25 protein-coding genes and 1 pseudogene are annotated in these 24,976 nt (G+C 70.3%); 12 read left to right on the top strand and 14 right to left on the bottom strand.

Translation table 11 applies throughout. From position 1 onward, the window contains the following. From BT364_RS14215 to BT364_RS14205, 3 genes are all read left to right on the top strand, one after another. Nucleotides 1-1,097, top strand: a 1,097-nt coding sequence (locus BT364_RS14215; protein WP_143166492.1) for a beta-ketoacyl reductase, incomplete at its 5' end; no start/stop codon positions are given. A gap of 64 nt (nt 1,098-1,161) precedes the next feature. Beyond that, the gene (locus BT364_RS14210; RefSeq protein ID WP_256259769.1) at nt 1,162-2,193 is read left to right on the top strand and encodes an ABC transporter ATP-binding protein; all 1,032 of its coding nucleotides are present in this window, start codon (nt 1,162-1,164) and stop codon (nt 2,191-2,193) included. Beyond that, the gene (locus BT364_RS14205; protein ID WP_256259768.1) at nt 2,190-3,092 is read left to right on the top strand and encodes an ABC transporter permease; all 903 of its coding nucleotides are present in this window, start codon (nt 2,190-2,192) and stop codon (nt 3,090-3,092) included. The genes BT364_RS14210 and BT364_RS14205 overlap by 4 nt, the downstream gene beginning before the upstream one ends. Before the next feature lie 96 nt (nt 3,093-3,188). Here the strand turns inward: BT364_RS14205 and BT364_RS14200 are convergent, their stop codons facing one another. Further along, nucleotides 3,189-3,935, bottom strand: coding sequence for an ABC transporter permease (locus BT364_RS14200; RefSeq protein WP_072485494.1), 747 nt, complete (start codon nt 3,933-3,935; stop codon nt 3,189-3,191). Beyond that, nucleotides 3,935-4,915 (bottom strand): ABC transporter ATP-binding protein, encoded by a 981-nt coding sequence (locus BT364_RS14195; RefSeq protein WP_072485493.1) that lies wholly within the window; start codon nt 4,913-4,915, stop codon nt 3,935-3,937. Before BT364_RS14195 ends, BT364_RS14200 begins: the two co-directional genes overlap by 1 nt. Before the next feature lie 262 nt (nt 4,916-5,177). Here BT364_RS14195 and BT364_RS14190 point away from each other — a divergent pair, with 262 nt between their 5' ends. Beyond that, entirely contained in the window at nt 5,178-6,596 is a 1,419-nt protein-coding gene (locus BT364_RS14190; RefSeq protein ID WP_072485492.1) for an FAD-dependent monooxygenase, read from the top strand. A 78-nt stretch (nt 6,597-6,674) separates the two neighbouring features. Here BT364_RS14190 and BT364_RS14185 read toward each other — a convergent pair whose 3' ends face one another. From BT364_RS14185 to BT364_RS42940, 4 genes are all read right to left on the bottom strand, one after another. Next, nucleotides 6,675-7,244, bottom strand: a complete 570-nt coding sequence (locus BT364_RS14185; protein WP_072485491.1) for a CGNR zinc finger domain-containing protein — start codon at nt 7,242-7,244, stop codon at nt 6,675-6,677. A gap of 28 nt (nt 7,245-7,272) precedes the next feature. After that, nucleotides 7,273-8,967, bottom strand: a complete 1,695-nt coding sequence (locus BT364_RS14180) for an ABC-F family ATP-binding cassette domain-containing protein (protein ID WP_072485490.1) — start codon at nt 8,965-8,967, stop codon at nt 7,273-7,275. A gap of 83 nt (nt 8,968-9,050) precedes the next feature. Then, nucleotides 9,051-10,685, bottom strand: a complete 1,635-nt coding sequence (locus tag BT364_RS14175; RefSeq protein ID WP_072485489.1) for an ABC-F family ATP-binding cassette domain-containing protein — start codon at nt 10,683-10,685, stop codon at nt 9,051-9,053. A 216-nt stretch (nt 10,686-10,901) separates the two neighbouring features. After that, nucleotides 10,902-11,030, bottom strand: a complete 129-nt coding sequence (locus tag BT364_RS42940) for a hypothetical protein (protein ID WP_256259767.1) — start codon at nt 11,028-11,030, stop codon at nt 10,902-10,904. Nucleotides 11,031-11,179: 149 nt separating this feature from the next. Between BT364_RS42940 and pip the strand changes: the two genes are divergently transcribed. After that, nucleotides 11,180-12,139: a prolyl aminopeptidase gene (pip, locus tag BT364_RS14170; protein ID WP_072485488.1), complete on the top strand. Its 960-nt coding sequence runs from the start codon at nt 11,180-11,182 to the stop codon at nt 12,137-12,139. Nucleotides 12,140-12,160: 21 nt separating this feature from the next. On the opposite strand, the gene BT364_RS14165 is transcribed toward pip, so the two are convergent. Then, nucleotides 12,161-12,988 carry an alpha/beta fold hydrolase gene (locus tag BT364_RS14165; protein ID WP_072485487.1) on the bottom strand — a complete coding sequence of 276 codons (828 nt, stop codon included), beginning with the start codon at nt 12,986-12,988 and terminating at the stop codon, nt 12,161-12,163. A gap of 79 nt (nt 12,989-13,067) precedes the next feature. Between BT364_RS14165 and BT364_RS14160 the strand changes: the two genes are divergently transcribed. The 3 genes from BT364_RS14160 to BT364_RS14150 all read left to right on the top strand — a co-directional run bounded on the left by BT364_RS14160 (nt 13,068) and on the right by BT364_RS14150 (nt 15,708). Further along, the gene (locus BT364_RS14160) at nt 13,068-13,673 is read left to right on the top strand and encodes a hypothetical protein (RefSeq protein WP_072485486.1); all 606 of its coding nucleotides are present in this window, start codon (nt 13,068-13,070) and stop codon (nt 13,671-13,673) included. 88 nt (nt 13,674-13,761) lie between these two features. After that, nucleotides 13,762-14,625 (top strand): NmrA family NAD(P)-binding protein, encoded by an 864-nt coding sequence (locus BT364_RS14155; protein ID WP_177328127.1) that lies wholly within the window; start codon nt 13,762-13,764, stop codon nt 14,623-14,625. 90 nt (nt 14,626-14,715) lie between these two features. Further along, the gene (locus BT364_RS14150) at nt 14,716-15,708 is read left to right on the top strand and encodes an AraC family transcriptional regulator (protein WP_072485485.1); all 993 of its coding nucleotides are present in this window, start codon (nt 14,716-14,718) and stop codon (nt 15,706-15,708) included. A gap of 369 nt (nt 15,709-16,077) precedes the next feature. Here BT364_RS14150 and BT364_RS14145 read toward each other — a convergent pair whose 3' ends face one another. The 7 genes from BT364_RS14145 to BT364_RS14115 all read right to left on the bottom strand — a co-directional run bounded on the left by BT364_RS14145 (nt 16,078) and on the right by BT364_RS14115 (nt 21,870). Beyond that, the gene (locus BT364_RS14145; protein WP_177328126.1) at nt 16,078-16,311 is read right to left on the bottom strand and encodes a ferredoxin; all 234 of its coding nucleotides are present in this window, start codon (nt 16,309-16,311) and stop codon (nt 16,078-16,080) included. Next, nucleotides 16,304-17,557, bottom strand: a complete 1,254-nt coding sequence (locus BT364_RS14140) for a cytochrome P450 (protein WP_072485483.1) — start codon at nt 17,555-17,557, stop codon at nt 16,304-16,306. The genes BT364_RS14145 and BT364_RS14140 overlap by 8 nt, the downstream gene beginning before the upstream one ends. Before the next feature lie 104 nt (nt 17,558-17,661). Continuing rightward, complete coding sequence (locus BT364_RS14135; RefSeq protein WP_072485482.1) at nt 17,662-18,453, bottom strand: ABC transporter permease; 792 nt, start codon at nt 18,451-18,453, stop codon at nt 17,662-17,664. Further along, nucleotides 18,453-19,457 carry an ATP-binding cassette domain-containing protein gene (locus tag BT364_RS14130; RefSeq protein ID WP_072485481.1) on the bottom strand — a complete coding sequence of 335 codons (1,005 nt, stop codon included), beginning with the start codon at nt 19,455-19,457 and terminating at the stop codon, nt 18,453-18,455. The genes BT364_RS14135 and BT364_RS14130 overlap by 1 nt, the downstream gene beginning before the upstream one ends. 42 nt (nt 19,458-19,499) lie before the next feature. Beyond that, nucleotides 19,500-20,390: a DUF4097 family beta strand repeat-containing protein gene (locus BT364_RS14125; protein ID WP_072485480.1), complete on the bottom strand. Its 891-nt coding sequence runs from the start codon at nt 20,388-20,390 to the stop codon at nt 19,500-19,502. Nucleotides 20,391-20,765: 375 nt separating this feature from the next. Then, nucleotides 20,766-21,296 carry a hypothetical protein gene (locus tag BT364_RS14120; protein ID WP_072485479.1) on the bottom strand — a complete coding sequence of 177 codons (531 nt, stop codon included), beginning with the start codon at nt 21,294-21,296 and terminating at the stop codon, nt 20,766-20,768. Between the two features lie 367 nt (nt 21,297-21,663). Beyond that, on the bottom strand, nt 21,664-21,870 hold the full coding sequence (locus BT364_RS14115) for a DUF5988 family protein (RefSeq protein ID WP_072485478.1): 207 nt from the start codon (nt 21,868-21,870) through the stop codon (nt 21,664-21,666). Between the two features lie 231 nt (nt 21,871-22,101). On the opposite strand from BT364_RS14115, the gene BT364_RS14110 reads away from it, so the two are divergent. The 4 genes and pseudogenes from BT364_RS14110 to BT364_RS14095 form a co-directional block, all read left to right on the top strand. After that, the gene (locus BT364_RS14110; RefSeq protein ID WP_072485477.1) at nt 22,102-22,434 is read left to right on the top strand and encodes a hypothetical protein; all 333 of its coding nucleotides are present in this window, start codon (nt 22,102-22,104) and stop codon (nt 22,432-22,434) included. Between the two features lie 42 nt (nt 22,435-22,476). After that, nucleotides 22,477-24,012 (top strand): helix-turn-helix domain-containing protein, encoded by a 1,536-nt coding sequence (locus BT364_RS14105; protein ID WP_072485476.1) that lies wholly within the window; start codon nt 22,477-22,479, stop codon nt 24,010-24,012. Then, nucleotides 24,013-24,582 carry a transcriptional regulator gene (locus tag BT364_RS14100; RefSeq protein ID WP_072485475.1) on the top strand — a complete coding sequence of 190 codons (570 nt, stop codon included), beginning with the start codon at nt 24,013-24,015 and terminating at the stop codon, nt 24,580-24,582. It abuts the gene before it with no gap. Between the two features lie 10 nt (nt 24,583-24,592). Continuing rightward, nucleotides 24,593-24,961: pseudogene (locus BT364_RS14095) on the top strand (hypothetical protein); the annotation flags it as partial. Nucleotides 24,962-24,976: the final 15 nt, after the last annotated feature.

Genomic DNA, 24,976 nt, shown 5'->3' with positions numbered 1-24,976 from the left:
TCGGTCAGCTCACTCCGCTTTCCGAGATCGACGGTGCCGAGCTGGCCGACGTACTGCATGCGAAGGTCACCGGCGCGGCCAACCTGGACGCGGTCTTCGGGGACACCGAACTGGACGCGTTCGTCCTCTTCTCCTCCATCGCCGGTGTCTGGGGCAGTGGCGGGCAGGCGGGTTACGCCGCCGCCAACGCCTACCTCGACGCCCTGGCCCAGGAACGCCGAACCCGCGGGCAGGTCGCCACCTCCCTCGCCTGGGGCCCCTGGGGTGGCGGCGGGCTCGTGGACGTCGAGGAGGAGGAGATGCTGCGCCGTCGTGGTCTGCCCGTCATGGAGCCGGACAGCGCCCTGGTCGCGCTCGCGCAGGCGTTGACCGGTGACGAGACCTGCCTCGCTGTCGCCGACGTGATCTGGGACCGCTTCACACCAGCATTCACGGCCATGCGGCCCAGTCCGCTGCTGGGCGACCTCCCCGAGAACCAGCGGCTCGCCGAGACGGCCGCCCTGCAGGACGACTCGGCCTCGGCGGCCGGCACCGGTGACGCGGCTGCTGCCCTGCGGGAGCGCCTCGCCGCTGCCGGGGACGAGGCGGCCCGGGACGAAATCCTGCTCGATCTCGTACGTGGTGAGACCGCGCGCGTGCTCGGAATCACGACGCCCGCGCAGATAAAGGCGCGGCGTGGATTCGTCGAGATGGGCTTCGACTCCCTCATGGCGGTCGAACTGCGCAACGGGCTGATGAAGCAGACCGGATTCCGGCTTCCTGCGACTCTGATCTTCGATTTCCCGACATCCGTCGATCTCGTCCGTCATTTCGGTGAGCAATTCGCTCGGCAGAAAGCGGGCCTGTCCGGCGGTTCCGTGAAGGAATCCGAAGCCGTTGCGGAGATCGAGAAACTCGAGCGCGTTCTCACGTCGCTTTCCTCGCAAGGCGCGGACGGGGCGGACATCACCAAGCGACTGGAAGCGCTCCTGTCCCGCTGGAACACGGCACAAGGGGCGAACCGGGTCAATCCGGAACCCGTGGCCGACGACCTGCTGGAGACCGCGACGCCGGACGAGCTGTTCGATCTCATCCAGCGCGAGTTCGGAAAGTCCTGATCAGAAGAAGCGGTCGATTCAATGTCTGAGATTTCATCTTTCGATTTCGATGAGGAGGCACAAGGTGCCAGAAACGGCCACAGCCGCGCCTGACGCGGTGATAGTCGAGGATCTCGTCAAGGAGTATCTGCCCGGCATGCCCCGGGCGGTCGACGGGCTGAGCTTCACCGTGGCGCGCGGCGAGGTCTTCGGCCTCCTCGGCCCCAACGGAGCAGGCAAGACCACCACCATCCGCATGCTCACCACGATGGCCAAGGCCACGTCGGGCCGGGCCACCCTCGACGGGATCGACGTGATCGCCCACCCCGACCGGGCGCGCGGTGTACTGGCGGTGGTCCCGCAGCACAACAACCTGGACCGTTCGCTGACGGTCCGGCAGAACCTCATGTTCCACGCGGCGTACCACGGCCTGAGCCGCTCCGAGCGGCGCCGCCGTGCCGACGAGCTGCTGGAGCGGATGCAGCTCACCGAGAAGGCCGACTCGCTGGTGGACCAGATGTCGGGCGGTCAGGCGCAGCGCGTGATGATCGCCCGCGCCCTGATGCACGACCCGAGCGTGATGTTCCTCGACGAGCCCGCCACCGGCCTGGACCCGCAGGCGCGGCTCTTCGTGCACGACCTCGTCGAGGAGCTGGGCAGCCAGGGCGTGACCGTCGTGATCACCACGCACGACATGGACGAGGCGGCCAAGGTCTGCGACCGCATCGGCATCGTCGACCACGGCAAGTTGCTGACCGTCGACACGCCCGACGGGCTGATCCGCTCGCTGCCGGGCGGCACGGTGCTCACCCTCAAGCTGAACCTCCTGGACGAGACCCCGGAGTCCGTCACCGAGGCGCTCACCGCCGTGCCGTGGGTCGCGGCCGCCGAGTTCGTGACGGGCGGCGCAGCCGCTGCGCCCCCCTTCCCGGGCATGCCGGCCCCGGAGCCGGAGGAGGACCGCTTCGTGGTCAGCGTCGAGTCCGGCGCCGGTGACGTGCTGCCCGGTGTTTTCAAGGTGCTCGGCGAACTGAACTGCGAGGTCAGAGACCTGACCGTCCGGGAGGCAAGCCTTGAGGACGTCTTCATTCACATGACTGGTAGGGGACTTCGGTGACTGTCACAACATCCACGCCCGCCACGGCCACAGACACAGACACAGCCGCGACCGCGGCCACCACACCCGCCGCGCCCACCAAGCCCGTCAGACCCTCGGCGCCCTCCGCACCCACCGGGCCGCGGAAGGTGTCGCAGGGCCGCATCCTCGGGTCCATCCTGTGGCGCGACATCCTGGTCACCGCCCGCCAGCCCTGGCTGTTCCTCGCGGAGGCGCTGCTCCAGCCGCTCTTCATCCTGTTCATCTTCGGCAAGGTCCTCGCCGACATGGACTACGTCGACAGCTCCTACGTTCCGCTGCTCCTGCCCGGCATCGTGGGCCTGACCGCCTTCATCAGCGCCCTCCAGGCCACCGCACTGCCTCTGGTCATGGACTTCTCGTACTCGAAGGAGATCGAGGACCGCCTGATGGCCCCGGTGGGCATCCGGCTGGTGGCACTGGAGAAGATCGTCTTCGGCGGCATCCGCGGCTTCATCGCCGCCGCCCTCATGATCCCCGTGGGCATCCTCGTCCTGGGCGTGTCCTGGTGGCCGGCCGCTGCCCTGCCGCCGATCCTGGCCGTTCTCGTGCTCGGTTCGCTCCTCGGCGGCGCCCTCGGCCTCGTCCTGGGCACCGTCGTCCCGGCCCGTCGCGTCGGCGTGGTCTTCGGTCTCGCCCTGACGCCGCTGATGTTCACCGCGGCCGCCCAGTACTCGCTGCTCAGCCTGCACGGGCTGAAGTGGTTCCAGGTGGTCGTCGGCATCAACCCGATCACGTACATCAACGAAGGCCTGCGCTCGGTCCTCCTCGACAAGGTGGACTCCGTACCGCTCGGCATCGACCTCGCCGTCCTCGCGGCCGCGATCGTGGTGGCCTCGGTGGTCGGCATCCGCGGCTTCACCCGCCGCGCCGTCGACTGACCCGGCACCGCACCTCCGTACAACACATGGCTGTGGGCGGCACCCGAACCGGGTGCCGCCCACAGCCATGTGTTGTACAGAAAAGGCCTACGTGCCTTACGCCTTACGGCCCGAACGGCGGTAGGCAAAGGCCGCGTACGCGCCGAAGACCAGCAGCCAGACCACCAGCACCACGATGCCCGTCATGCTCGGCGCCTCGCCGTCCGTCGTGTTCCAGCCCAGTTCGCCGAAGCGGTAACCCGGCGTCCACTTGGCCACCGAAGCCATCCAGCCCGGGAACTCGCTGATGGGGAACCACAGCCCGCCGACCAGCGCGAGAGCCAGGTTGCAGACGATGTTCGTGACGTTCGTGGTCTGGGACGAGAGCTGGTAGCCGTTGGCGATCCCGAGCATGGTGAACGGCAGCGAGCCGACCCACAGCAGCAGCGTCAGCACGAGCCACTGCCAGGCATCCAGTCGCACACCATTGACGATCATGGCCGTGAGCAGGACCACCACAATCGCCGGCAGTACCATCAGCGAGCCGGTCACCGCACGCCCGAAGACCACCTGGGCCGGAGACAGCGGCGTGATCCGCAGCTGCCGAAGCCACCCCACGGCCTTGTCCTCGGCGACCGCCGTGCCCGAGCTGAGCCCGGCGCTCAGCGCACCGTACGCCGCCAGACCGACCATGGCGGTCACGGCCCAGTCGTCCGTTCCGCCGGAGCCCCCGCCGACATTGGTGAACATGATGTACATCAGCACCGGCGTGCCGACGCCGAAGATCACGAAGCCGGTGTCACGGAACGTACGACGCAGCTCAAGATTTACGTAGTTGGAAACGAGGGCGATCGAACTGGCCATCACGCGCCTGCCTTCGGGGTCTGGACAGCGGAATCGGACGAGGCGGAGGGGACGAACGGGCGGCCCCCGTCACGACCCGAGTGGTGCGCCGTCAGGGCCAGGAACGCGTCCTCCAGGCCCGCCGGGGCGACTTCGAGACCGCGCGGCGTCACCACGCCCGGCAGGGCGCTCACCGTCGCGTCCGAGTCCGACGTACGCAGCCGCACCCGGCCGTCGACGACCTCGACCGACAGAACACCCGGCAGCGCGGCCAGGCTGTCCGGCACCGGCCCGTCCGGCACGGTGAAGGAGACCATGCTGGACCCCACCGTGTGCTTGATCTCGGCGCTGCTTCCGTCGGCGATCAACTGGCCGCGGTCGATGACGACGATCCGGTCGGCGTTCTGGTCCGCCTCCTCCAGATAGTGCGTGGAGAACAGCACCGTCTTCCCGCGGTCCGTGAAGGCGCGCATCGACTGCCAGAACAGCCGGCGGGCCTCCACGTCGAGCGCGGCCGTCGGCTCGTCCAGCACCAGCAGATCGGGGTCCCCGGCCAGCGCGATGGCGAAGCTGACCCGCTGGGCCTGCCCCCCGGAGAGCTTGTCCGCGCGCCGCCCGGCCAGCTCGGTCAGGCCCGCCAGCTCCAGTGCCTCGTCCACCGTCATCGGGTTCGGATACGTACGGGTGACGAAGGACACCAGCTCACGCACCGTCACCCGGGAAACCGGCTTGGAATCCTGCAGCATCGCGCCGACCCGGCCCTCGGTCACCGCATGGCTCGGGGTCTGCCCGAACAGTTCCACCGTGCCGGAGGACGGGTCGTCGAGACCCAGCAGCAGGCTGATGGCCGTCGACTTGCCCGCGCCGTTGCGTCCGAGCAGGGCGACTCTCTCGCCTGGTCCGATGGTGAGATCGAGTCCGTCGACGGCGCGCACCGCGCCGAACTCCTTGACAGCGCCGGTGAATGCAACCACCGGTGTCGCCCTGTGTGTTGTCGTCATGGGCGGAACTCTAATGAGGATGACCAGTCATTCGGTAGCCAGAGATGTAGGGATTTCTGTCGTAGAGAAAACATCTTGTGACCAGTCGCCGCCACGGTGATCTGCGATTTCTCCGTACACCCCGAAAAATATCCCGGTTACCCCTAGACATACCCCTAGGCACCCCTGTCTCGGGAGCGGCACGGGGCGAACGGATCACCGCGACCCGATTCACCGTACGGTAGTTGGCGATTCCACACAGCGCGAAAGGACCGGGTGACTGATGACTGGAAATCGACGTGCCGTGGTGTTGGGCGGTGGTTTCGCCGGCGCGCTCACCTCTTCGATGCTGGTCCGGTATGTCGACGACGTAACAGTCATCGACCGCGATGAATACCCGCACGGGCCGGAGCTCCGCAAGGGTGTTCCACAGGCCCGCCACTGCCACATTCTGTGGTCCGGCGGCGCCCGAATCATGGAGTCGCTCCTGCCGGGAACGACCGACCGTCTCATCGCGGCCGGCGCGCACCGTATCGGAATTCCGAACGGTCTCGTTTCCTACACCGCCTTCGGATGGCAGCACCGTTTTCCGGAGACCGGGTTCACCCTTGCCTGCAGCCGCGCGCTGCTCGACTGGACCGTGCGCGACCAGGCGCTGCGCAACCCCCGTATCTCGGTTCTCGACCGGACCGAGGCGCTCGAACTGACCGGTACCGCCGAACGGGTCACCGGAGTCCGGGTACGCGACAGCGCAACCGGCGAGGAGCGGGTGCTGGAGGCCGACATCGTCGTCGACACCACCGGGCGTGGCTCCGCCATGAAGCGCTGGCTGGGCGGCCTGGGCATCGCGGCTCCGCAAGAGGAGACCGTCGACACCGGCATGGTCTACGCGACCCGCATCTTCCGCGCACCCGAGACCCCCGGCGGCACCTTCCCGCTGGTCAGCGTGCTCGCGGACTCGCGACAGGGCGGACCGGGACGCAACGCCGTGCTGATGCCCATCGAGGGCGACCGCTGGATCGTCACGCTCTCCGGTACCCGCGGCGGCGAACCGCCCGCGGACGCGGCCGGGTTCATGGAGTACGCGCGTGAAAGCGTCCGGCACCCCCTGATCGGGGACCTGATCGCCGGCCTGGAGCCGCTGACCGCCGTGCAGCGCTCCCGCTCCACCGTCAACCGGCGCCTGCACTACGACCGTCTCGCGGCCTGGCCCGCGGGCCTGGTGGTGCTCGGCGACGCGGCGACGGCCTTCAACCCCGTCTACGGGCACGGCATGAGCGCCGCCGCCCGCAGTGTCGCGGCCTTCGAGAAGCAGATACAACTGCGGGACCTGGACCCCGGCCTCGGCCGTGCCGTTCAGCGCGCCGTCGCCAAGGCGGTCGACGACGCCTGGATGCTGGCCACGTCCGGCGACGTGAACTACCCCCACGTCGAGGTCGACAGCCGCGACCCGCGGCTGACCGACGACGACGGCACCCGGCGACGCGATTCGGACGTGATGAGCAGTGTCGCGACCCGCAACCGCGAGGTCAGCCGTGCCGCCGTCGGCCTGATGACCCTCTCCGCCTCCGTCGCCGAGATCCAGACCCCGTGGCTGCTCGCCGCGCTGCGCCGCGGATTCGAGGTCCCGGCGCTGACCGAGCCGCCGCTGCGACCGGAGGAGCTCGCCGTCCTGCCCGCCCGCAGCTGCGCCGTCGGCTGAGCCGACGACCCACCCCCAGGCCGCCCTCCTCCGGCCACCGGCCGGAGCGGGGGCCGTCCGGAACTCCCGCCGCCGCCCCTACTGCGCGGCAGCCGCGGCGGCGTGTGCGCTCTTCTTGCGCGCGCGGTAGGCGGCCGCCTTGATCTTGTTGCCGCAGGACTCCATGCCGCACCACTGCCGCCGCATGCCCCGGGAGCGGTCGATGTAGATACGGGTGCACTCGGGATTGCCGCACTCCTTGAGCAGGGGTACGTCCGGCCCGCTCAGGAGCTCGACCGCAAGGCGCGCCACGGTGGACAGGGCTTCGTCCGGCGTCGCTTCCGTCCACCGCCCCGAGGCGGTGAGCTGCGGTGCGGCGGGCGGTTTGCGCGCCGCACCGTTCAGCACGTCCAGTGCCTCGTCGGTGTACTCCTCACCGAGCCGACGGGCCGTGACCAGCTGGTGGACGGCCTCCCGTACGGCCTTCGCGCGGTCGACGTCGGCCTGGTCGCCGGGGGAGACCGCGTCGACGATGCCGGATTCCAGGTACCACGCCCGCAGCCGTTCCGGCGTCACGAACATCTCGAACCGCACCGAGCGCCGTGCCCGGAGTGTCGCGGCGAAGTCGAGCGACGGGTTTCCGCATACGAAGACATGGTCCGGATTCACATCACCATTCTGGCAGGTGACTATTGCGTCAGCAAGGCTCGTCACCTGCCGGACCGGTGGTCGTCCCCGTGCTGCCCTCCCCGTGCTCCCGGCCGGAGCGCAGCCGGATCTCGCGGCCCTGCCAGCGTCCGCGCAGCCAGCGGTCGTGGCTGGCCAGGACGATCGCACCGGGCCCCGTGCCCAGGGCATCCTCCAGCTCGTCGCACAACCGCGGGGACAAGTGGTTCGTGGGCTCGTCGAGCAGCAGCAGCTCCGGTGGACGCGCCACCAGGAGCGCCAGCGCGAGCCTGCGGCGCTGACCGACCGACAGCCGGCCGACCGGCTTGTCCAGATCCGCCTCGTGCAGCAGACCCAGCGAGCCCAGCGGGACCGCCTCCGCCCGCTCGGCGCCGAGCGAGAGCTCGTAGGTCTCACACCCGGTCCGGTCGGGACGGCCGAACACGGTGTCCTGGGCCAGCAGACCCACCGTCAGCCCCTGCCGCCGCCGCACCTCGCCCTCGGCCGCGAGCCGCCCGGCGAGCACGGACAGCAGCGTCGACTTGCCCGCGCCGTTTCCTCCCGTGACGAGGAGGCGCTCGGTCGCCGGTACGTCCAGGCGCCCGACGGCCAGCCGGCCCGGCACCCGCACATCGCGGAGGGAGACCAGGGCCTCGTCCACCGACCCCTCGGCGGGCGAAACGGTGACGGCGAGCGCGGTCCCGTGGAAACGCAGCGGCTGCGGCGGCTCACCGACCTGCCTGCGCTCCAGCCCGTCCAGCCTGCGGGTGGCATTGCGCACCCGCCGGGAGATCTGGCTCTGCACCCGGCCGCCCCGGTGGCCGTACCCCATCTTCTCGTTGTCGCGCCGCTCCCGGTCGGGCGCCACGCGGTGCGCGGTCACACCGGCCGAGTGGCGCAGCGCCGTCAGCTCCTCCTGCTCCTCGGCGTACCGCCGCTCCCAGCGTTCCCGCTCGGCACGCTTCTCGGCCAGGTAGGCGCTGTAGTTGCCGCCGTAGCGGACCGGGCCGTCCACGGCCGGATCGAGGTCGATCAGATCCGTGCAGACGGCGTCGAGGAAGGCCCGGTCGTGGCTGGCCACCACGACGACCCCGGGCAGGCCGCGCACCTGCTCCTCCAGGAAGGCGGCGGCTCCGTCGTCGAGATGGTTGGTCGGCTCGTCCAGCAGCAGTGCCGAAGGGCGCCGGACCAGCAGAGCGGCCAGCGCCAGACGGCCGCGCTGCCCGCCGGAGAGGGAGCCGAGCGCCCGGTCGTGCCGGAACGCGCCGAGGCCGAGCCCGTCGAGCACGATCGCGGCACGCCGGTCCGCGTCCCAGACCTCCCGCTCCTGAGCCTGTTCGAGCCGCCGGCCGTACGCGTCGAGCAGTTCGGCGTACCCGGGGGAGTCCTGCGGGACATGGGCGAGCCGCTCGGTGAGACGTTCGAGCTCGGCCAGGTCGTCACGGGCCTCGCGCAGGGCTTCGTCCAGCACGTCGGCGATCGTCGACATGTCGTCGAACGGCATCTCCTGGTGCAGGAAGCCCAGGTCGGCCGGGCGTGTGACGGTCCCGGCATCGGGTTCGTCCACTCCGGCGAGCAGACGCAGCAGCGTCGACTTGCCGACGCCGTTCTCCCCGATCAGCCCGATGCGGTGGCCGGGGGAGGCGGTGAGGGAGACGCCGTCGAGGACCCGCTTGGTCCCCAGGGTGCGGACGACGTCGTGGGCGAGCAGGGCCGGTCGAGACATGGTGGTCCACCTGACGTGATCAGTGTTCGGCCCGCCGGGTGGTGACCCACCTCGGACGCGGACCCGGTCGGCACGTCAGCGGCTCACACCTCGGGCGCTCCCGTCTCCGTCAGCTCACCGCCGGCCAGCCGCAGCCACCGGGCCACGCCGATCCGGGCCAGAAAGGGCTCGTCGTGGCCGACCACCACGAACGCTCCCCGGTACGAACCCAGCGCGCTCTCCAGCTGGCCCGCGCTCACCAGGTCGAGGTTGTTCGTCGGCTCGTCCAGGAGCAGCAGCTGCGGAGCCGGTTCGGCGCACAGGACACAGGCCAGGGTGGCGCGCAGCCGCTCCCCGCCGGACAGCACCCCGACGGGCAGATGGGCCCGGGGGCCCCTGAAGAGGAAGCGAGCGAGCAGGTTCATCCGCTCCGCCTCCGGCCGGTGCGGCGCGAAAGCGGTGAAGTTCTCGGCGACGGTACGGTCCGGATCCAGCAGGTCCAGCCGCTGCGAGAGGTACGCGATCCGGCCGTCGGCCCGCTTGATCTGCCCGCCGTCCAGGCCGAGTTCGCCGTTGAGCAGCCGCAGCAGCGTGGTCTTGCCGGCGCCGTTGGGACCGGTCAGCGCGATGCGTTCTGGGCCCCGCACGGTCAGATCGACGCCCGGTGCGGCGAACACGGCCCGTCCGGCGTGGCGGACCTGCATGTGTTCGCCGAGGACGAGGGTGCGCCCGGCGGGCACGTCGGTGTCCGGAAGATCCAGTGTGATGCGCTGCTCGTCGCGCAGGGCGCGCCCCGCCTCGTCCAGCCGGGCCCTGGCCTCGCTGACCCGGGACGCGTGCAGCTGCCCCGACCGGCCCGCGGACTCCTGGGCGCCCCGCTTCATGTTCCCGGCGAAGATACGGGGCAGGCCCGCGCTCTTCAGGTTGCGGGCGGCATTGCTCGCGCGGCGCTCGGCGCGTTCGCGAGCCTGCTGCATCTCCCGCTTCTCCCGCTTCAGCTCCTGTTCGGCGTTGCGGATGTTCTTCTCGGCGACCTCCTGCTCGGCCCGCACGGCCTCCTCGTACTCGGTGAAGTTGCCGCCGTAGAAGCGCAGTTCACCGCGTTCGAGTTCGGCGATGCGCTCCATGCGGTCGAGCAGCGCCCGGTCGTGGCTGACCAGCAGGAGGCAGCCGCCGAAGTCCTCCAGCACGTCGTAGAGCTTGTGACGGGCGTCGAGGTCGAGGTTGTTCGTCGGCTCGTCGAGCAGCAGTACGTCGGGCCGCTTCAGCAGCTGGGCCGCCAGGCCGAGCGAGACGACCTGGCCGCCGCTGAGCGTGCTCAGGCTCCGGTCGAGGGTGAGATCGGCGAGACCGAGCCGGTCCAGCTGGGCGCGGGTGCGTTCCTCGATGTCCCAGTCGTCGCCGATGGCCGTGAAGTGTTCCTCGCTCACGTCCCCGGACTCCACGGCGTCCAGGGCCCGGATGACCGCGGCGACGCCCAGGACCTCAGCGACCGCGAGGTCACCGGTCAGGGGGAGGGTCTGCGGGAGGTGGCCGAGCGTGCCGCCCACGGAGACGGACCCGGTGCCGGGCCGCAGCTCACCGGCGATGAGCTTGAGCAGGGTGCTCTTGCCGGAGCCGTTGGGCGCGACCAGGCCCGTACGGCCGCTGCTCAGGGTGAAGGACAGGTCCTCGAAGACCGGGGTGTCGTCGGGCCAGGCGAAGGACAGGTTGGAGCAGACGACGGAGGCGTCGGACATGAAGAGACCTCGAAAGAGATACGGGCAGGCAGAGACTGGTGCCCGGGACATGGAAGAAGGGGACGACTGAACGGCCACGACGGCGATGCTCCTGGGCATCGGCCGGTGGCCTGACAGGTCGGGGTATCACCCCGAGATGTCGTCGTCACCCACCATGTCTGGTCTCCTCAACGCATGATCAAAGCTCTCGTGAGCCTAGCAGGCTCCAGGGCCGCCCTACAGACCGAGATCGGCGGCCAGGCAGGAGAAGGACATCCACGAGGGGGCCGCCAGGCCCGCCAGGGAAGCGGCGGTCGTGCCGGTGCCCAGTCCCAGGGCCTTGCTGAACGTGCGCCTGTCGATCACGTGAAGCCCTCCGTGCGTGCCGAAGTGCGGACCCGAACGTGCACGACTGTCCCACGCAGCTCGTCACCGGTCAAACAGGTGACGTCAGCGATTCACGCGTATCGTGTTCGACTTGTGCCTGCGGCGAACCCGATGGAGGAGAAACGGACATGACAGCCCCGTACCCGCCGATCGATCCCTACGACCACGGCATGCTCGACACCGGCGACGGAAACCTCATCTACTGGGAGACCTGCGGAAACCCCGACGGGAAGCCCGCCCTCGTCGTCCATGGCGGCCCCGGTTCGGGCTGCTCGACGGGCCCGCGCAAGTCCTTCGACCCGGAGCGCTACCGGATCATCCTCTTCGACCAGCGCGGATGCGGCCGGAGCACGCCCCATGCCGCCGACCCCGGCACCGACATGGAGCTCAACACCACCGAGCATCTGATCGCCGACATGGAGCTGCTGCGCGAACACCTCGGCGTCGACCGGTGGTTGCTCTTCGGCGGCTCCTGGGGCTCCACGCTCAGCCTCGCGTACGCCGAGCGGTACCCGGAGCGGGTGTCCGAGATCGTGCTCGCCGCGGTCACCAGCACCCGCCGCTCCGAGATCGACTGGCTCTACCGGGGCGCAGGCCGCTTCTTTCCGGAGGCATGGCAGCGGTTCCGGGAAGGCGTCCCCGAGGTCGACCGGGACGGCGACCTCGTCGGAGCGTACGCGCGCCGCATGGAGCACCCCGACCCGGAAGTGCGGGCCAAGGCCGCGACCGACTGGTGCGCCTGGGAGGACGCGGTCCTCTCCGCGGAGCCGAACGGCTCACCCAACCCGTACGGCAGCAGGCCGCCCCGGGCCATGCTGGGGCTCGTACGGATCTGCTCGCACTACTTCGCCCATGGGGCCTGGCTGGAGGAAGGCCAGTTGATCCGCGACGTGGGACGCCTGGCAGGCATCCCCGGCGTCCTGATCCACGGCCGCCTCGACATCAGCGGACCGCTCGACACGGCCTGGGAACTCGCCCATGCCTGGCCCGGCGCGGAACTCGTGGTCATCGAGGACTCGGGACACAAGGGCAGCGCCGCCATGAGCGCGGCTCTGTACGCGGCGTTCGAGCGCTTCGCGCAGCAGTAGGAGGAAGGCGTAGTACGGGCTTCACCCCAGGAACGCCGCAACAGTTGCCACGAACCGGTCCGCGTCGTCCAGCCAGGGGCAGTGACCTGCCCCTGGCTGCACGGCGAGTACAGCTTCGGGGAACAGCTCGGCCGCCTCGGCCACCGACCTGGGAGGGCTGTTCACATCGAACTCTCCGGCGAGCAGCAGGACGGGGGCCCCGAAGCCGGCGAGCTCCGCACGGGTGGCATCCGGCGTGAAGGCGCCTTCGGCCGCGAAGAGGGTGACGGCCTCCTCGTTGTCCGGCCTGCTCGCCGCCCGGTGCTGCTGCGCCGCGGCGTCCCAACGGCCGCAGAAGAAGGGGCTGATGGCCTCCCAGTCGCTGCCGGTTCCCTCGGTGATCGCCTCCAGGGCGGCGAACGCCGCCGGGAACCACGGCTCGTTCCTGCGAAGCAGTGCGAGCTCACGTCGCATCTCCCCGGTGATCGTGACTCCGAGGGCCCGGGTGCCGGGGGCGACCAGGGCGAGCCGGCCGACGTTCTTCGGATGACGCGCCGCGTACTGCGTCGCGAGGTTCGCTCCGGCGGAGTGGCCGAGCAGATCGATCCGGGCGAGTCCGAGGTGGCCGCGCAGGGCCTCGACGTCCGCGACGAGGCGGTCGCAGCGGTAGGAGGAGGTGTCCTCGGGGATCGCGGACCGCCCGGTGCCGCGAAGGTCCAGGACGATCAGCCGGCGGTGCGCCGACAGGCCGCCGAGGTCGCCGAGGTAGCGGGAGTCCGCAGGTCCGCCGGGGACGCAGACGACCGGGTCGCCGTCGCCGTGTACGCGGTAGGCGAGCCGGGTTCCGTCAGGTGCGAAGAAGGTGGGCATGGGCATCGACCCTGCCAGTCATAACCAGGTTCTACAACCTGGTTATGACGATGCGGGACCCGGGGTATATAACCGAGTCATGGCAGGCGAAGAGAGCACGCACCGGATCCCCGAGGCGCTGACCGAGGAACAGGCCGGACGGATGCTCGCCGACATGAACGAAGTCATCCGCGCGGGCGAGGAGATGCGGAAACTGCGCGCCGAAATGATCAAGCTGTTCATCGGCCTCGGCTGGACGCAGGACAGGATCGCCCGGCTCGCGGCCATGAGTCAGCCCGCCGTGTCCAAACACGTGGCGAAGTACCGGACGGACGTACCGTCGCCCCCGATGGAGCTCTCCCTCGACCAGTACGACACCCCATGGCTCGAAGGACGCCTGTGGGCCCTTGCCGAGGAGATCTCGGAGACCCTCCGCGACACCGCCCACTGCACCCGCTACGTCGACGCCATCGCCCGGGGGAAGAAGCGCTTCACGCCCGAGAACGTCGACGAGCTGCGACGCCTCGTCGAAAAGGACCTGAGACTGCACCGGGCGACGATCCCCGGCAGCTACCAGGAGGCGTACGACAAGATCAGCCGCGGTCTCGACGTCCCCCCGAAGGCGGCCACCACCAGCGGATCGGCCTCCGTGCGCCGCACCCTCGCGCACCGGATCCAGCGCGACCGGCTCAGGGGCGACGCCTGACCGACGACACCTGACTTTGGACGCACGCGTATGGAGTTGAGCGTTGTGGCTATGGTTCGTCTCGTGGGGTCGGCGTTGACTGATCCGCATGACGAACGAACAGAACATTCAGCAGAGCACTCAGCAGAACATTCAGCGGGCCGGCCCGAAGACGATTCTGGTGATCGGTGGCACCGGAAAGACCGGGCGCCGTGTGGCGGAGCGGCTCACCGCGCAGGGGCTGCCGGTGCGCGTGGGATCCCGTAGCGCCGAACCGCCCTTCGCGTGGGAGGACCCCAACACCTGGGAGGCGGCGCTCGACGGCGTCGGAGCCGTCTACGTCACCTACTACCCGGATCTCGGGTTCCCCGGAGCCGCGGAAGCCGTCGGCGCCTTCTCCGAGCTCGCCGTGAAGAAGGGCGCGCGCCGACTGGTACTGCTCTCCGGACGCGGTGAAGAAGGCGCGGTCAACAGCGAGAACAAGCTCAAGGAGTCGGGCGCCGACTGGACCGTCGTGCGGGCCAGCTGGTTCAACCAGAACTTCAGCGAGAGCTTCTTCCTGGAGCCCGTCCTCGCCGGTGAGCTCGTGCTGCCGACCGCCGACGCGGTGGAGCCGTTCGTGGACGTCGAAGACATCGCCGACGTCGTCATCGCCGCACTCACCGACGACAAGCACATCGGCAGGACGTACGAGCTGTCCGGGCCCCGGTCGCTGAGCTTCGGTGATGTGGCCGCCGAACTGTCGCAGGTCACCGGCCGGGAGATCACGTACACCCCGGTCGCCCTCGACGACTACCGGGCGTTCCTGCGGGAGAATGAGCTGCCCGTCGAGTTCGCCGACCTGTTCGCCCTGATCCTCGACGGGCGAAACGCCGGCGTCGTCAACGGCGTGGAGGAGGTCCTCGGCCGCAAGCCGCGCGACTTCTCGGCCTTCGCGAAGGATGCCGCCGCCACCGGCGTCTGGAACGTCTGACAAACGCCCGGCAGCACCCGGCACCATCTGACAGTGCCCGGTACGGATTCGGCCCGGCGCCGCGCCATCAAGCCGAATGGGGATCACCACATGGACGTGCTCACCGGACTCCTGGACGGGCCGAAGGCGCGCGGCGCCTTCCTGCTCAAGTCCGTCTTCGACCCGCCCTGGTCGCTCCGCATCGAGGACCGCGCTCCGATCTCCCTGGCCACGATGGTCCAGGGCAGCGCCTGGGTGATGCCCGACGGCGGTGTACCGGCCCTCATCGGTCCCGGCGACATCGCCGTGCTGCGCGGCCCCGACCCCTACACGATCGCCGACGCGCAGGACACCCCCGTCCAGATCACCGTCGGTCCCGATCAGCGCTGCAGCACCACCGTCGGCGAGGACGTCACCGACACCATGGCCCTGGGGGTGCGGACCTGGGGGGCCCCGCTCGGGCAGGGCTCGTCCGTCATGCTCAGCGGTACGTACCAGGCGCCCGGCGAGATCGGCCGCCGGCTGCTGGGCGCTCTGCCCACCCTCCTGGTGCGGCCCGCCGCCCTCGACGACTCCCCGCTCGTACCCCTGCTGGCCGAGGAGATCGGCCGCGACGAGCCGGGCCAGGAGCTGGTCCTCGATCGCCTTCTCGACCTGCTCTTCGTCAGTGTGCTGCGCACCTGGCTCGCCGAGCCGGACGCCGGTGCGCCGGCCTGGTACCACGCCCGGTCCGACCCCAGGGTGGGGCCCGCACTGCGACTTCTGCACGGTGAACCGGCCCATGCGTGGACGGTGGAATCGCTGGCCCGCAAGGTGGGTGTCTCCCGGGCGGGCCTCGCCCGCCGCTTCACCGAGGTCGTCGGGGAACCGCCGATGACCTACCTGGCCAACTGGCGCCTCGCCCTGGCCGCCGACCTGCTGCGCGAACCGGACGCCACGGTGGCCGCGGTGGCGCACCAGGTCGGCTACAGCAGTGCGTTCGCGCTGAGTTCGGCCTTCAAGAGGGTGCGGGGGGTCAGCCCGCAGGAGTACCGGAAGGGCGGTGCCTCGCCGGTAGTCCTGCCGCAGGCGACACCGTCCCGGACGGTGGTGCTGGGCGGCTGACGGTCCGGCGCGTCACGCCTCGCTGCGACGAGCCGGACGAGCCGGACGAGCCGGATGAGCCGGACAAGCCGGATGGGTCGGACCGCTCCGGTCGGCAGCCACCCATGATTCCCGCCACGATTCCCGCGCTCGCGCGCCGGGTGAACGACCGAATTTCACAGTGAGGCGACGTGTTGGTCATGCCCGGCCTCGCCCGTACCGACGACCGCCTGTACGCGGAGGCCATGGAGAACTTCAACCAGGTGATGGACCGTCCGGCGCCGGGGCAGGTGCCCCTCGGCATCTGCTCCCGAACGACGGGTCCGCACACGCGAGAGCCCCCCACCGGTGCGCGGTGCGGGGTTCTCGGTCCGGGCGGTGCCACGGTCGCTACGAGTCCGTGGAGTCCGGGGCGTCGAGGGCGATGGCTCCAGCGGGGCAGAGGCCGACGGCCATCCGGGCGGCGGCCCGGTGCTCGGGGGCCGGCGCGGGGTGCAGGAGCACCACCAGGCCTTCCTCGTCGTCCTGGTCGAAGACCTCGGGAGCCGTCAGGGCGCACATGCCGGCACCGGCGCAGCGGTCACGGTCGACGCTGAGCCGCAATGGATCTCGTGGGTCACTCATGGGTCTGCTCCTTGTCCCAGGTGACGGGCAGGCTGATCACGCCGTAGATGTTGGAGTGGTCGCGCAGCGGCACCTCCTGCGGCGGCGCCGCGAGACGCAGGGTGGGGAAGCGGGCGAAGAGCGCCGGGAGCGCGACGGTCATCTCGACGCGGGCGAGCTGCTGGCCCAGGCACTGGTGGACGCCGTGGCCGAAGGCCAGGTGCCCGGTGGCCTTGCGGTGGATGTCGAGCCGGTCGGGGTCGGGGAACTTGCGCGGGTCGCGGTTGGCGGCCTGCACGGAAACGGTCACCGTCTCGCCCGCTCCGATGAGTTGGCCCTCCACCTCGACGTCGTCGAGCGCCGACCGCAGCAGCGGGTCGGCCACGCTGAGGTAGCGCAGCAGCTCCTCCACGGTCTGCTCGGCGAGGCCCGGGTCGGCTCGCAGCGCGTCCAGCTGGTCGGGATTGCTGAGCAGGGCGAAGGTGCCGAGAGCGAGCATGTTCGCGGTGGTGTCGAGCCCGGCGGCGAGGAGCAGCCCGCCGATTCCGGCCAGCTCCTCGTCGGTGAGGTCGGAGGTGGTCAGATCGCTGAGCAGGTCGTCGGTGGGCTCGGCGCGCTTGGCGAGGACCAGTTCTCCCAGGTACTGGAGCAGCGCCATATGGGCCTCGCCCTTCGACTCGGCATCCGCCGTCTGGTCGAAGAGGGTCGCCACATGGCTCTGGAAGCGCTCCCGGTCGGTGTACGGCACGCCGAGCAGCTCGCAGATCATGAGCGCGGGCAGGGGCTGCGCGAACGCCTCCACCAGGTCGACCGCGGGCCCGGCCTGCTCCATGGCGTCCAGGCACTCGATCGTTAACTGCTCGACGCGCTCGGTGAGCCGGCGCATCCTGCGGACGGTGAACTTACCGGTGAGCAGGCGCCGGTAGCGGGTGTGCTCGGGGGCGTCGAGGCCGATGATGTCGCCGACCGGCGCCGGCGGCAGCTCGCCCGACACGCCCGATATCGGCATCGGCAGGTGCAGGAGTTCGTAGCGTGAGCTGAAGCGCGGGTCGGCCAGGATCGCGCGGGCCGCGGCATGGCCGGTGACCAGCCGGCCCACGTGTCCGTCGGCGTAGCGCATGCGGCGCATCGGCTCGTCGCTCAGGGCGGTGAGTTCGGCGGGCGGGTCGAAGGGGCAGCCGGTGCGCCGGTCGGTGGGCAGGGTGGGCGGCTCTTCGGCGGTGATGTCGTCGGCGGTGGTGCCGGCGGCCGTCGGGTCGTACGACATGGGGTCCTTCCGTGGTCGTGGGGCGAGGTGCGGCTGGGGTGTCGGTGAAGTGGCTTGAGCGGAGCGGGGGTTACCGCTTGGCGTCGGCCTCGAAGGAGCGGAGGTTACCGCTTGCCGATGGTCCTGAAGGCGCGGCGCGCCCACACGTAACCGACCAGGGAGAGCCCCACGCACCAGGCGAGGCCGATGACCGCGCTGGAGCCGATCTCGGTGCCGAGCCACAGGCCGCGCAGCGTCTCGATGATCGGAGTGAAGGGCTGGTACTCGGCGAACCAGCGCAGGCCGGTGGGCATGGAATCAGTCGGCACGATGGCGCTGCCGAGGAACGGCAGGAACGTCAGCGGCATCGGGATGTTGCTGGCGCTCTCCACGTTCTTGGCGATCAGGCCGATGCCCGCGGACAGCCAGGTGAGTCCGAGGGTGAGCAGGGCGAGCAGACCGATGGCGGCGACCCACTCGACGGGTGTCGCGCTGGGGCGGAAGCCCATCAGAAGGGCGACGCCGATGACGAGCGCGATGCTGGTCATCGTCTGGATCACGCCCCCGACGACATGGCCGGTCAGGAACGAGGCCGGGGAGATCGGCATCGTACGGAAGCGATTGACGATGCCCTCGGTCTTGTCGACGCACACGCTGATCGCGGTGGTCAGGGCGCCGGAGGTGGCGGCCATCAGGATGATGCCGGGCGCCAGGTAGTCGATGTAGTCGCCGCTGCCGGTGGGCAGTCCGCTGATGCCGGTGCCCAGGGCGCGGCCGAACACGTAGTTGAACAGCAGCAACATCATGATGGGCATGATGACGACGGTGAGCGTCAGGGACGGGTAGCGCAGGGCCTTCTTGAGGTTGCGCCGCAGCATCGTCCGGGAGTCCCTGGCGGCGTAGGACATGGTGGCCATCAGACGTTCTCCTCGGGCGATGCGGTGGTGTCGGCGGGGCGGGGCTGACCGGTGAGGGTCAGGAAGACGTCGTCGAGGTCGGGGGTGTGCACGGTGAGCGACTCGGCCCGGACGCCGGTGGACTCCAGGGTGTCGAGGACGGCGCGGAGGGGCGGGATGGAGCCGTCGCTGGGGACCTGCAGGGTGAGGGATTCCTCGTCGCGCGTGGCGATGCCGAAGATGTCCGCGGCGGTGTCCAGCTCCTGGGCGTCGGCGAACCGCAGCCGGATGTAGCCGCCGGGGATGCGCTGTTTCAGCTCGTCGGCGGTGCCCTCGGCGATCAGCCTGCCGTGGTCCAACACGGCTATGCGGTCAGCGAGTTGGTCGGCCTCGTCGAGGTACTGGGTGGTCAGGAAGATGGTCACGCCGTCGTCGGCGACGAGGCTCCGGATGATCTCCCACATGGTGCGCCGGCTGCGCGGGTCGAGTCCGGTGGTGGGCTCGTCGAGGAAGATGACCCGCGGATCGCCGACCAGGGTCATCGACAGGTCCAGCTTGCGCCGCATGCCGCCGGAGAAGGTGGTGGCGTTCTTGCCCGCCACCTCGGTCAGGTCGAAGCGGCGCAACAGTTCCTTGGCCCGCCGCTTGCCCTCGCGCCGGTCGAGGTGGTGCAGATCCGCCATGAGGAGCAGGTTCTCCTCGGCGGTCAGCAGATTGTCGACGGCCGAGAACTGGCCGGTGACGCCGATCACGGAGCGCACCGCGTCGGCGGCGCCGGTCAGATGGTGACCCGAGACCCGGGCCTCGCCCGCGTCGGCGTCGATGAGCGTGGAGAGGATCTCCACGGTGGTGGTCTTGCCGGCACCGTTGGGCCCGAGCAGGGCGAAGACGGTGCCCTCGGCGATGTTCAGGTCGATGCCGTCGAGCACGACCTTGTCGCCGTAGGACTTGCGCAGTCCGGTGGCGGTGATCGCCGACGCCGTCGCGTTCTCGGCGGTCGGCGCGGATGTCTGGGTGGTGGTCATGCCGCTTTCCTTTCGAGGGAGGGGAGTTGGGGGTTAGCGGGGTCAGGCACGGCGGATGACGATGTCGCCGACCGAGGTACGGGCGTGCACCTCGACGGTCTCGTCGGAGCCCTCGGGGCCGGCGGCGGAGTCGAGCGAACTGCGTACGGTGCCGTACTTGGCGTTCAGGTCGAGCCAGGCGGCGGTTCCCTCGTGGATGCCCACTTCGAGGTCGCCGACGGAGGTGCGCAGATCGATGCGGCCGCGGGTCACGTCGCCGACGCGGATGCGGCCGTTGGAGGACATCGCGTCGACCCCGGCGTGGGCGACGCCGACCTCGATCCGGCCGTTCGCGGACTTGGCGGCGACGCTGCCGTGCGCGATGCCCACGAAGATGTCGCCGTTGGCCGCGTTGGTCTTCAGACCGCCGGTGACCTCGTCGATCTCGGTCGCGCCGTTGCCGTTCTTGACGGTCGCCGCGCCGGCCACCGTGCCGACCTCGATCCGGCCCGAGCCGATGACTTCGACATCCCCGGTCGAGCGGGCCAGGCGGATGTCGCCGTGGTCGGTCTTGAGGTCGGCGCCCGCCACCTCGTCCACCTGGAGGTCGCCGAGCGAGGTCTTGAGCGTGACCTCCCCGAAGCGGCCATCGCAGAAGAAGCCGCCCATGGCCGTGGTGCCCCGGAGATCCGACTCCGCGGGCAGTTCGACGCTCACCTCGATGGCGCCCGGCTTGCCGAACAGGGACCGCTTCTTGGGTGTCCTGACCGTGAGGCGGCCGCCCGAGCAGGTGACCTGGGTCTGCTGCACGGCGCGTACGTCGTTGTCGTCGGATCCGTTGCGCGGCAGCACCTCCACGACCGTGTCGGTGCGCTTGCCCGCGGTGATGCGGGCGGTGCCGACCTCCAGTTCGAAGGTGGCGGAGATCGGTTCGGGGGTCTCGAAAGCAGGCATGGCTGTCCCGTCCTCGTGGCTTGGTTGGGTGATCCCGCCGGTGGGGCGGGTGAAGAGTTACGTCGGCCGGATCGGCGATCCGCCGGTGAAAGTGGGGTGGGCCGGGCCGGGCCCCAAGGTCTGTACGACCCTGATCCGCCGGACAGGCCCCAGGGCCCTTTCGTTTGGATCAGGCCGGGCTCGACCCAAACGGAAGGCCCTAGGGCGTGTTTTAGAAGTAGCGTCGTCCGCCCGGAGGGCGGGTCCCGCGGGGTCTGGCGCGTGCGATCGCAAGGCGCCGGGGTGCCCTTGTAGCGGAGCTACCAGGGCATTTCGGCAACGCGGCGAGCGTGCGTGTCAGACCCCGCGGGACAGGCGGGACTTCTAAAACACGCCCTAGCGGACCCAGCCGGTGAAGCCCCGGCCGCCCGAGTCCTTGCCGCGGCCCGGCGGGGTTGCGCGCTCCCCGCCGTCGAGGGCGGTGGACACGGCCCGCACCAGCCAGGCGTTGACCGACAGGCCCTCCGCCGCCGCGGCGTTCTCGGCGCGGCCCTTGAGGTGGGCGGGGAGGCGGAAGTTGATCCGCGCCATCGCGCCGTCGTCGGCGTCCGCGGGCGGCGGTGGCGGCGTGGGTGCGGCGGGGGCCGTGGCCGACGTCTGCGCCTCCTGGAACGGCTCGGGCGCGGGCGGCGGCGTCACCACGAACTCGGGGTCGAGCCCGCGCAGCCGCACGTCGACCGAGCCGGGCGCCAGCTCCCGGGTGACCTCGCCCATGGCTGCGGACAGCGCGTTGAGCAAGGTGAGCCGGGTGGCGGACTCCAGGGGGGCGGTGAGCCGCTCGGCCAGGGCGCGGGCTTCGTCACCGCCGGCGTCCGCCGCGACGGCGAGTTCTTGGCGGAGGTTGTCGACGTAGGGCGTGAGGTCCATGACGCCATCATGGCACACGAATGGCGCCATGGCGAGCCATGTTGGCTCTTTCGTGGCGCGTGCGTCTCTGAGCTGGGACTTCTCTGAAATTCTGGTGCGACTTGGTGCCGCTCGAATGGGGGCGCGGCTTGGGATGGCGTCATGGTAATGCCAGCGTGGCGCCATCTGGGTGGGAGCTCTGGCGTCACCGCGGCATCCCGTGGCGTCGGGTGGCGTCGGGTGGCCGAGCGGGCCTTCGGCCGACTCGACCACCGCGATGCCGCCGGGCGGTCTCGCCTGGGTCAAGTGCCTCGCCGGCCGGAGCGCGGGGCCGGGTGAAGGCCGTGTCGAAGAACCGAAGGGCTGGAGAACCGGGGCGGGAACGTCTTCACCCGGGGACTTCCGTGCGCTCCCACCATTCGTAGACGGGCAACGTCCCCTCGGCTGTTTCCTGGTGGCGCGACGTGGCCCTGAAGTGTTCGTACCCACCACGGAACGAGATCTTGATGTCGGGCCCAGGTGCGGTGAGGGGGACGATCCGGTTGGGGAGATCGCCCGGGCCGCCTTCGAGTACTGCTTTCGGTGCGTCGGTCATGGCGAGAGTTTCTCCGGGTGGTGGTCCGGCTCCTTCATGACGCGCCGAAGGGCTCACCGCCGCCCGCCGCGCCCCACTCCGACGGCGCGCCCGCGGCTCCCTGACGGGGCATCACCGACGCTGTCGCCCCGGGAGCCCCGCCGGCGGGCCGGATACTGTCCAACTTGTTGCGAAGTTATGCGGGTGGTAACTTCGCAACAAGTTGGACAGTATTCCCCGGGAGGTGGACGGGTGCTGCAGATCCAGATCGGCCCCCAGCGCGCGGCGGACCAGGACGACCGCCTGATGCGGACCACCCTCGGGTGGCGCCGGGGCATGAGCGAGGACGAGGCGTGGGAAGCGGGCCGGGGCATCTGGAAGTTCAACGCCGACCGGGCCCTGTCGCAGGACGAGGTGCAGATCATCAACACCGAGGGCACGGTCCTCGCGGTCGCCAGGATCATCGGCATCTCCAAGCACGGTGACCGATACGCTCTCGAGGGCGAGCTCCTCCGCGACGACCCCCGCGTCGGCCGCCCGACCAGTAGCCCGCATCTGTCCCGTAACCCCGTCACTTACATCTGACGGGCCCCATGACACTTCAGTCGCCGCGAAGGGAGCGCTCCGGTGAGTGACTTCGACGCCATCGACGCGCTGCTCGCGGCCGTCGGTCCGCAGGCCGAGCTCCCGCCGCCGGAGGTCCGCCGGGAGCTGCGGGAGCGGGCCAGGCTCTCCAAGGCCCAGGTGGCCCGTACGCTCGGCGTGAGCCCCAGCACCGTCGGCGCGTGGGAGAGCGGCCGCGACCCGGCGGAAGAGATCCGAGCCAAGTACGCGTATCTGCTGGACGGACTGGCCGCCAAGTTCACCACCGGGACGGCGCAGGAAGCGACGCCCGCGGAAGACGCGGAAGACGGGGACGAGGACGAGGCCAGGGGCGAGACCGGCGACGAGGCCGGGGACGAGGTGGAGTCCCTCGCCACCGCCGAGCCGTGTGTGCTGTGCGGATCACCGGCCAGGCACCGGGTGGCGGGCTTCGCCCAGCACCTGGACCCGGCCGACTGCCGTCCAGTCGTCGCCGCACCGCCCATCACCACGCAACCCACCGCCGCACAGGCCACCACCACGTCGCCCGGGACCCGGCCCTCCCGGGGCCCGGCCAAGCGCGCGTTCCAGGAGCAGTCCGGGCCCGGGGACCTGATCGGCCGGACGGTCCGGGCGGCGCTCGCCGAGCACCGGGGCGACGTCGACGCGGCCCTCGCGGCACTGCTGAAGCGGGCGATCCCGGACGCGATGCGACTGCTGGACGAGACCCGCAAGGGAGCGCGGTACGACATCGTCGCGCACCCGTGGATCCCGGACGTCCTGCGCAAGCAGACCTCCAGAGGCGCGGACCAGATCTGGGAGGCGCGCCCGAAGTGGACCCGCCGCGAACTGCCGCCCGGCCGCCACGAGGTGACCGCACTCGACATCAACGGCGCCTACCTCTCCGCCCTGAAGACCCATCTCCCGCTCGGCCAGCTGGAACACACCACCGGCTTCGCCCACGACCGCCGCCGCGCCGGTGTCCACCTGATCACCCCGCCCGCATGGGAACACGGGGCGGTGCTGCCCAACCCGATCGGCAACCGGGACGAGCCCGGCCCGCTGTGGGTCACCGAACCGACCCTGCGCCTCCTGCTGCGCCTCTCCGGCCCGAAGCACGCCCTGTGCGCGCCCCCGGAGATCCACGAGTCCTACACGTCCGGTGCGACGGAGAACCTGCTGGAGAAGTTCCGCGTCGCCCTCAAGGACGCCCGGGACACGGCGATCGCCGAGGACGACGAGGTGACGCTGGAGTACGTGAAGGCGATGTACTCGAAGTTCGTCTCCACGATGGGGGAGTCGAACTACAACCGCGAGCTCTACCGCCCGGACTGGATGCACATCATCCGCAGCCAGGCGTTCTCCAACCTCTGGATGAAGGCCCTCAAGGCCCACGACGAGGGACTCACCGTCGTACGCGCGATGGGCACCGACGAACTTCACGTCATCGGCGACTGGCACCGTGTCTTCACCGAGGGCCGCGGCGTGACCGAGGTCAAGACGAAGGACATCTACACCGCGGGTACCAAGGACACCGACGACACCGACGACACCGAGGACCTGCCGGGGGAGGAGGAGTAGATGCCCGAGAGGACCATCGACTTCGGGAAGTTCGGCGCCCGGGGCATCAAGGGCAGCGAAGCCGTCGCACGCAAACTCGACTACTTGGCGGACGGCATCGTCACCCCGGTGACGGTGAAGCGCGGCCTGATGGCCCGGCTGCACTACCTGACCCGGACCGACCACAGCCGCAAGGCGGCCAGGGACGCCGGACTCACGGTGACCGACCGTACGCTGAAGGCATGGCTGGACGAGAAGCGCCGGCCGTCGAACGCCAACCTGGAACGCATCGACGCCGCCTACCGCCGGGTGCGCCGCCGGAACGTCGCCCGGCACCTGCTCCGACGTCTGAACGCCGGCGGCGGGACGCGGGTGGAGATCCATCCGCTCAACCAGTCGCAGGTGCCGCGACCGCTCCAGCGGGTGGTGGAGTACCGCACGATGAATGTCCGCCGCTGGGACCGCATCGTCGAGGCCTGGGCATCCGGCGATCAGCAGGGCCTGGACGACGCCTGGGAGGACGTCATCGTCGACCTGGGGTCGCAGTGGGGCCAGTACGAGTACGTCACCAACATCGGATTCGCCGCGTAACGACGGACGGGTCATCGAACGGCGCTCCGCCGAGCCCCTGGTACGCCTGGGCATCTTCCGTAACGGCCCCCTGGTGCGGGCGAACCTCTCGGCGATGCTGTTCGCCTTCGCACTGGCGTACGGCCCGCTCACCATCGTGGCCACGGAAGGGATCGCTGAGGAGGAGCAGGGGCTCGCGGGCGGTCTGCTCCACACCGCCTTCCAGTTCGGTGCCGCCCTCGGGCTCTCCGCAGTCACCGCCGTCAGCGTGGCCGCCACGCACACGGAGACTCCTGCCGCGCTGCTGGACGGTTACCGGGCCGGTCTGCTCGTGCCGTTCGCAGTGGCGGTGGTCGCCGCTGCCGGTCGGCGGCGGCAGGCCGGGACCCTGGCCTCGTGAGTCGGCGAGGCATCG

Origin of the sequence: Streptomyces atratus (genome assembly GCF_900119365.1) — a bacterium.
GTDB lineage: Bacteria > Actinomycetota > Actinomycetes > Streptomycetales > Streptomycetaceae > Streptomyces > Streptomyces atratus_B.
This window is presented reverse-complemented; position numbering and strand designations above follow the sequence as displayed.

Coding starts and splice junctions, on each gene's coding strand:
- BT364_RS14200 (WP_072485494.1), bottom strand. CDS start 3,935: ATGGCCAGTTCGATCGCCCTCGTTTCCAACTACGTAAATCTTGAGCTG.
- BT364_RS14195 (WP_072485493.1), bottom strand. CDS start 4,915: ATGACGACAACACACAGGGCGACACCGGTGGTTGCATTCACCGGCGCT.
- BT364_RS14190 (WP_072485492.1), top strand. CDS start 5,178: ATGACTGGAAATCGACGTGCCGTGGTGTTGGGCGGTGGTTTCGCCGGC.
- BT364_RS14180 (WP_072485490.1), bottom strand. CDS start 8,967: ATGTCTCGACCGGCCCTGCTCGCCCACGACGTCGTCCGCACCCTGGGG.
- BT364_RS14175 (WP_072485489.1), bottom strand. CDS start 10,685: ATGTCCGACGCCTCCGTCGTCTGCTCCAACCTGTCCTTCGCCTGGCCC.
- pip (WP_072485488.1), top strand. CDS start 11,180: ATGACAGCCCCGTACCCGCCGATCGATCCCTACGACCACGGCATGCTC.
- BT364_RS14165 (WP_072485487.1), bottom strand. CDS start 12,988: ATGCCCACCTTCTTCGCACCTGACGGAACCCGGCTCGCCTACCGCGTA.
- BT364_RS14160 (WP_072485486.1), top strand. CDS start 13,068: ATGGCAGGCGAAGAGAGCACGCACCGGATCCCCGAGGCGCTGACCGAG.
- BT364_RS14155 (WP_177328127.1), top strand. CDS start 13,762: ATGACGAACGAACAGAACATTCAGCAGAGCACTCAGCAGAACATTCAG.
- BT364_RS14150 (WP_072485485.1), top strand. CDS start 14,716: ATGGACGTGCTCACCGGACTCCTGGACGGGCCGAAGGCGCGCGGCGCC.
- BT364_RS14145 (WP_177328126.1), bottom strand. CDS start 16,311: ATGAGTGACCCACGAGATCCATTGCGGCTCAGCGTCGACCGTGACCGC.
- BT364_RS14140 (WP_072485483.1), bottom strand. CDS start 17,557: ATGTCGTACGACCCGACGGCCGCCGGCACCACCGCCGACGACATCACC.
- BT364_RS14135 (WP_072485482.1), bottom strand. CDS start 18,453: ATGGCCACCATGTCCTACGCCGCCAGGGACTCCCGGACGATGCTGCGG.
- BT364_RS14130 (WP_072485481.1), bottom strand. CDS start 19,457: ATGACCACCACCCAGACATCCGCGCCGACCGCCGAGAACGCGACGGCG.
- BT364_RS14125 (WP_072485480.1), bottom strand. CDS start 20,390: ATGCCTGCTTTCGAGACCCCCGAACCGATCTCCGCCACCTTCGAACTG.
- BT364_RS14120 (WP_072485479.1), bottom strand. CDS start 21,296: ATGGACCTCACGCCCTACGTCGACAACCTCCGCCAAGAACTCGCCGTC.
- BT364_RS14115 (WP_072485478.1), bottom strand. CDS start 21,870: ATGACCGACGCACCGAAAGCAGTACTCGAAGGCGGCCCGGGCGATCTC.
- BT364_RS14100 (WP_072485475.1), top strand. CDS start 24,013: ATGCCCGAGAGGACCATCGACTTCGGGAAGTTCGGCGCCCGGGGCATC.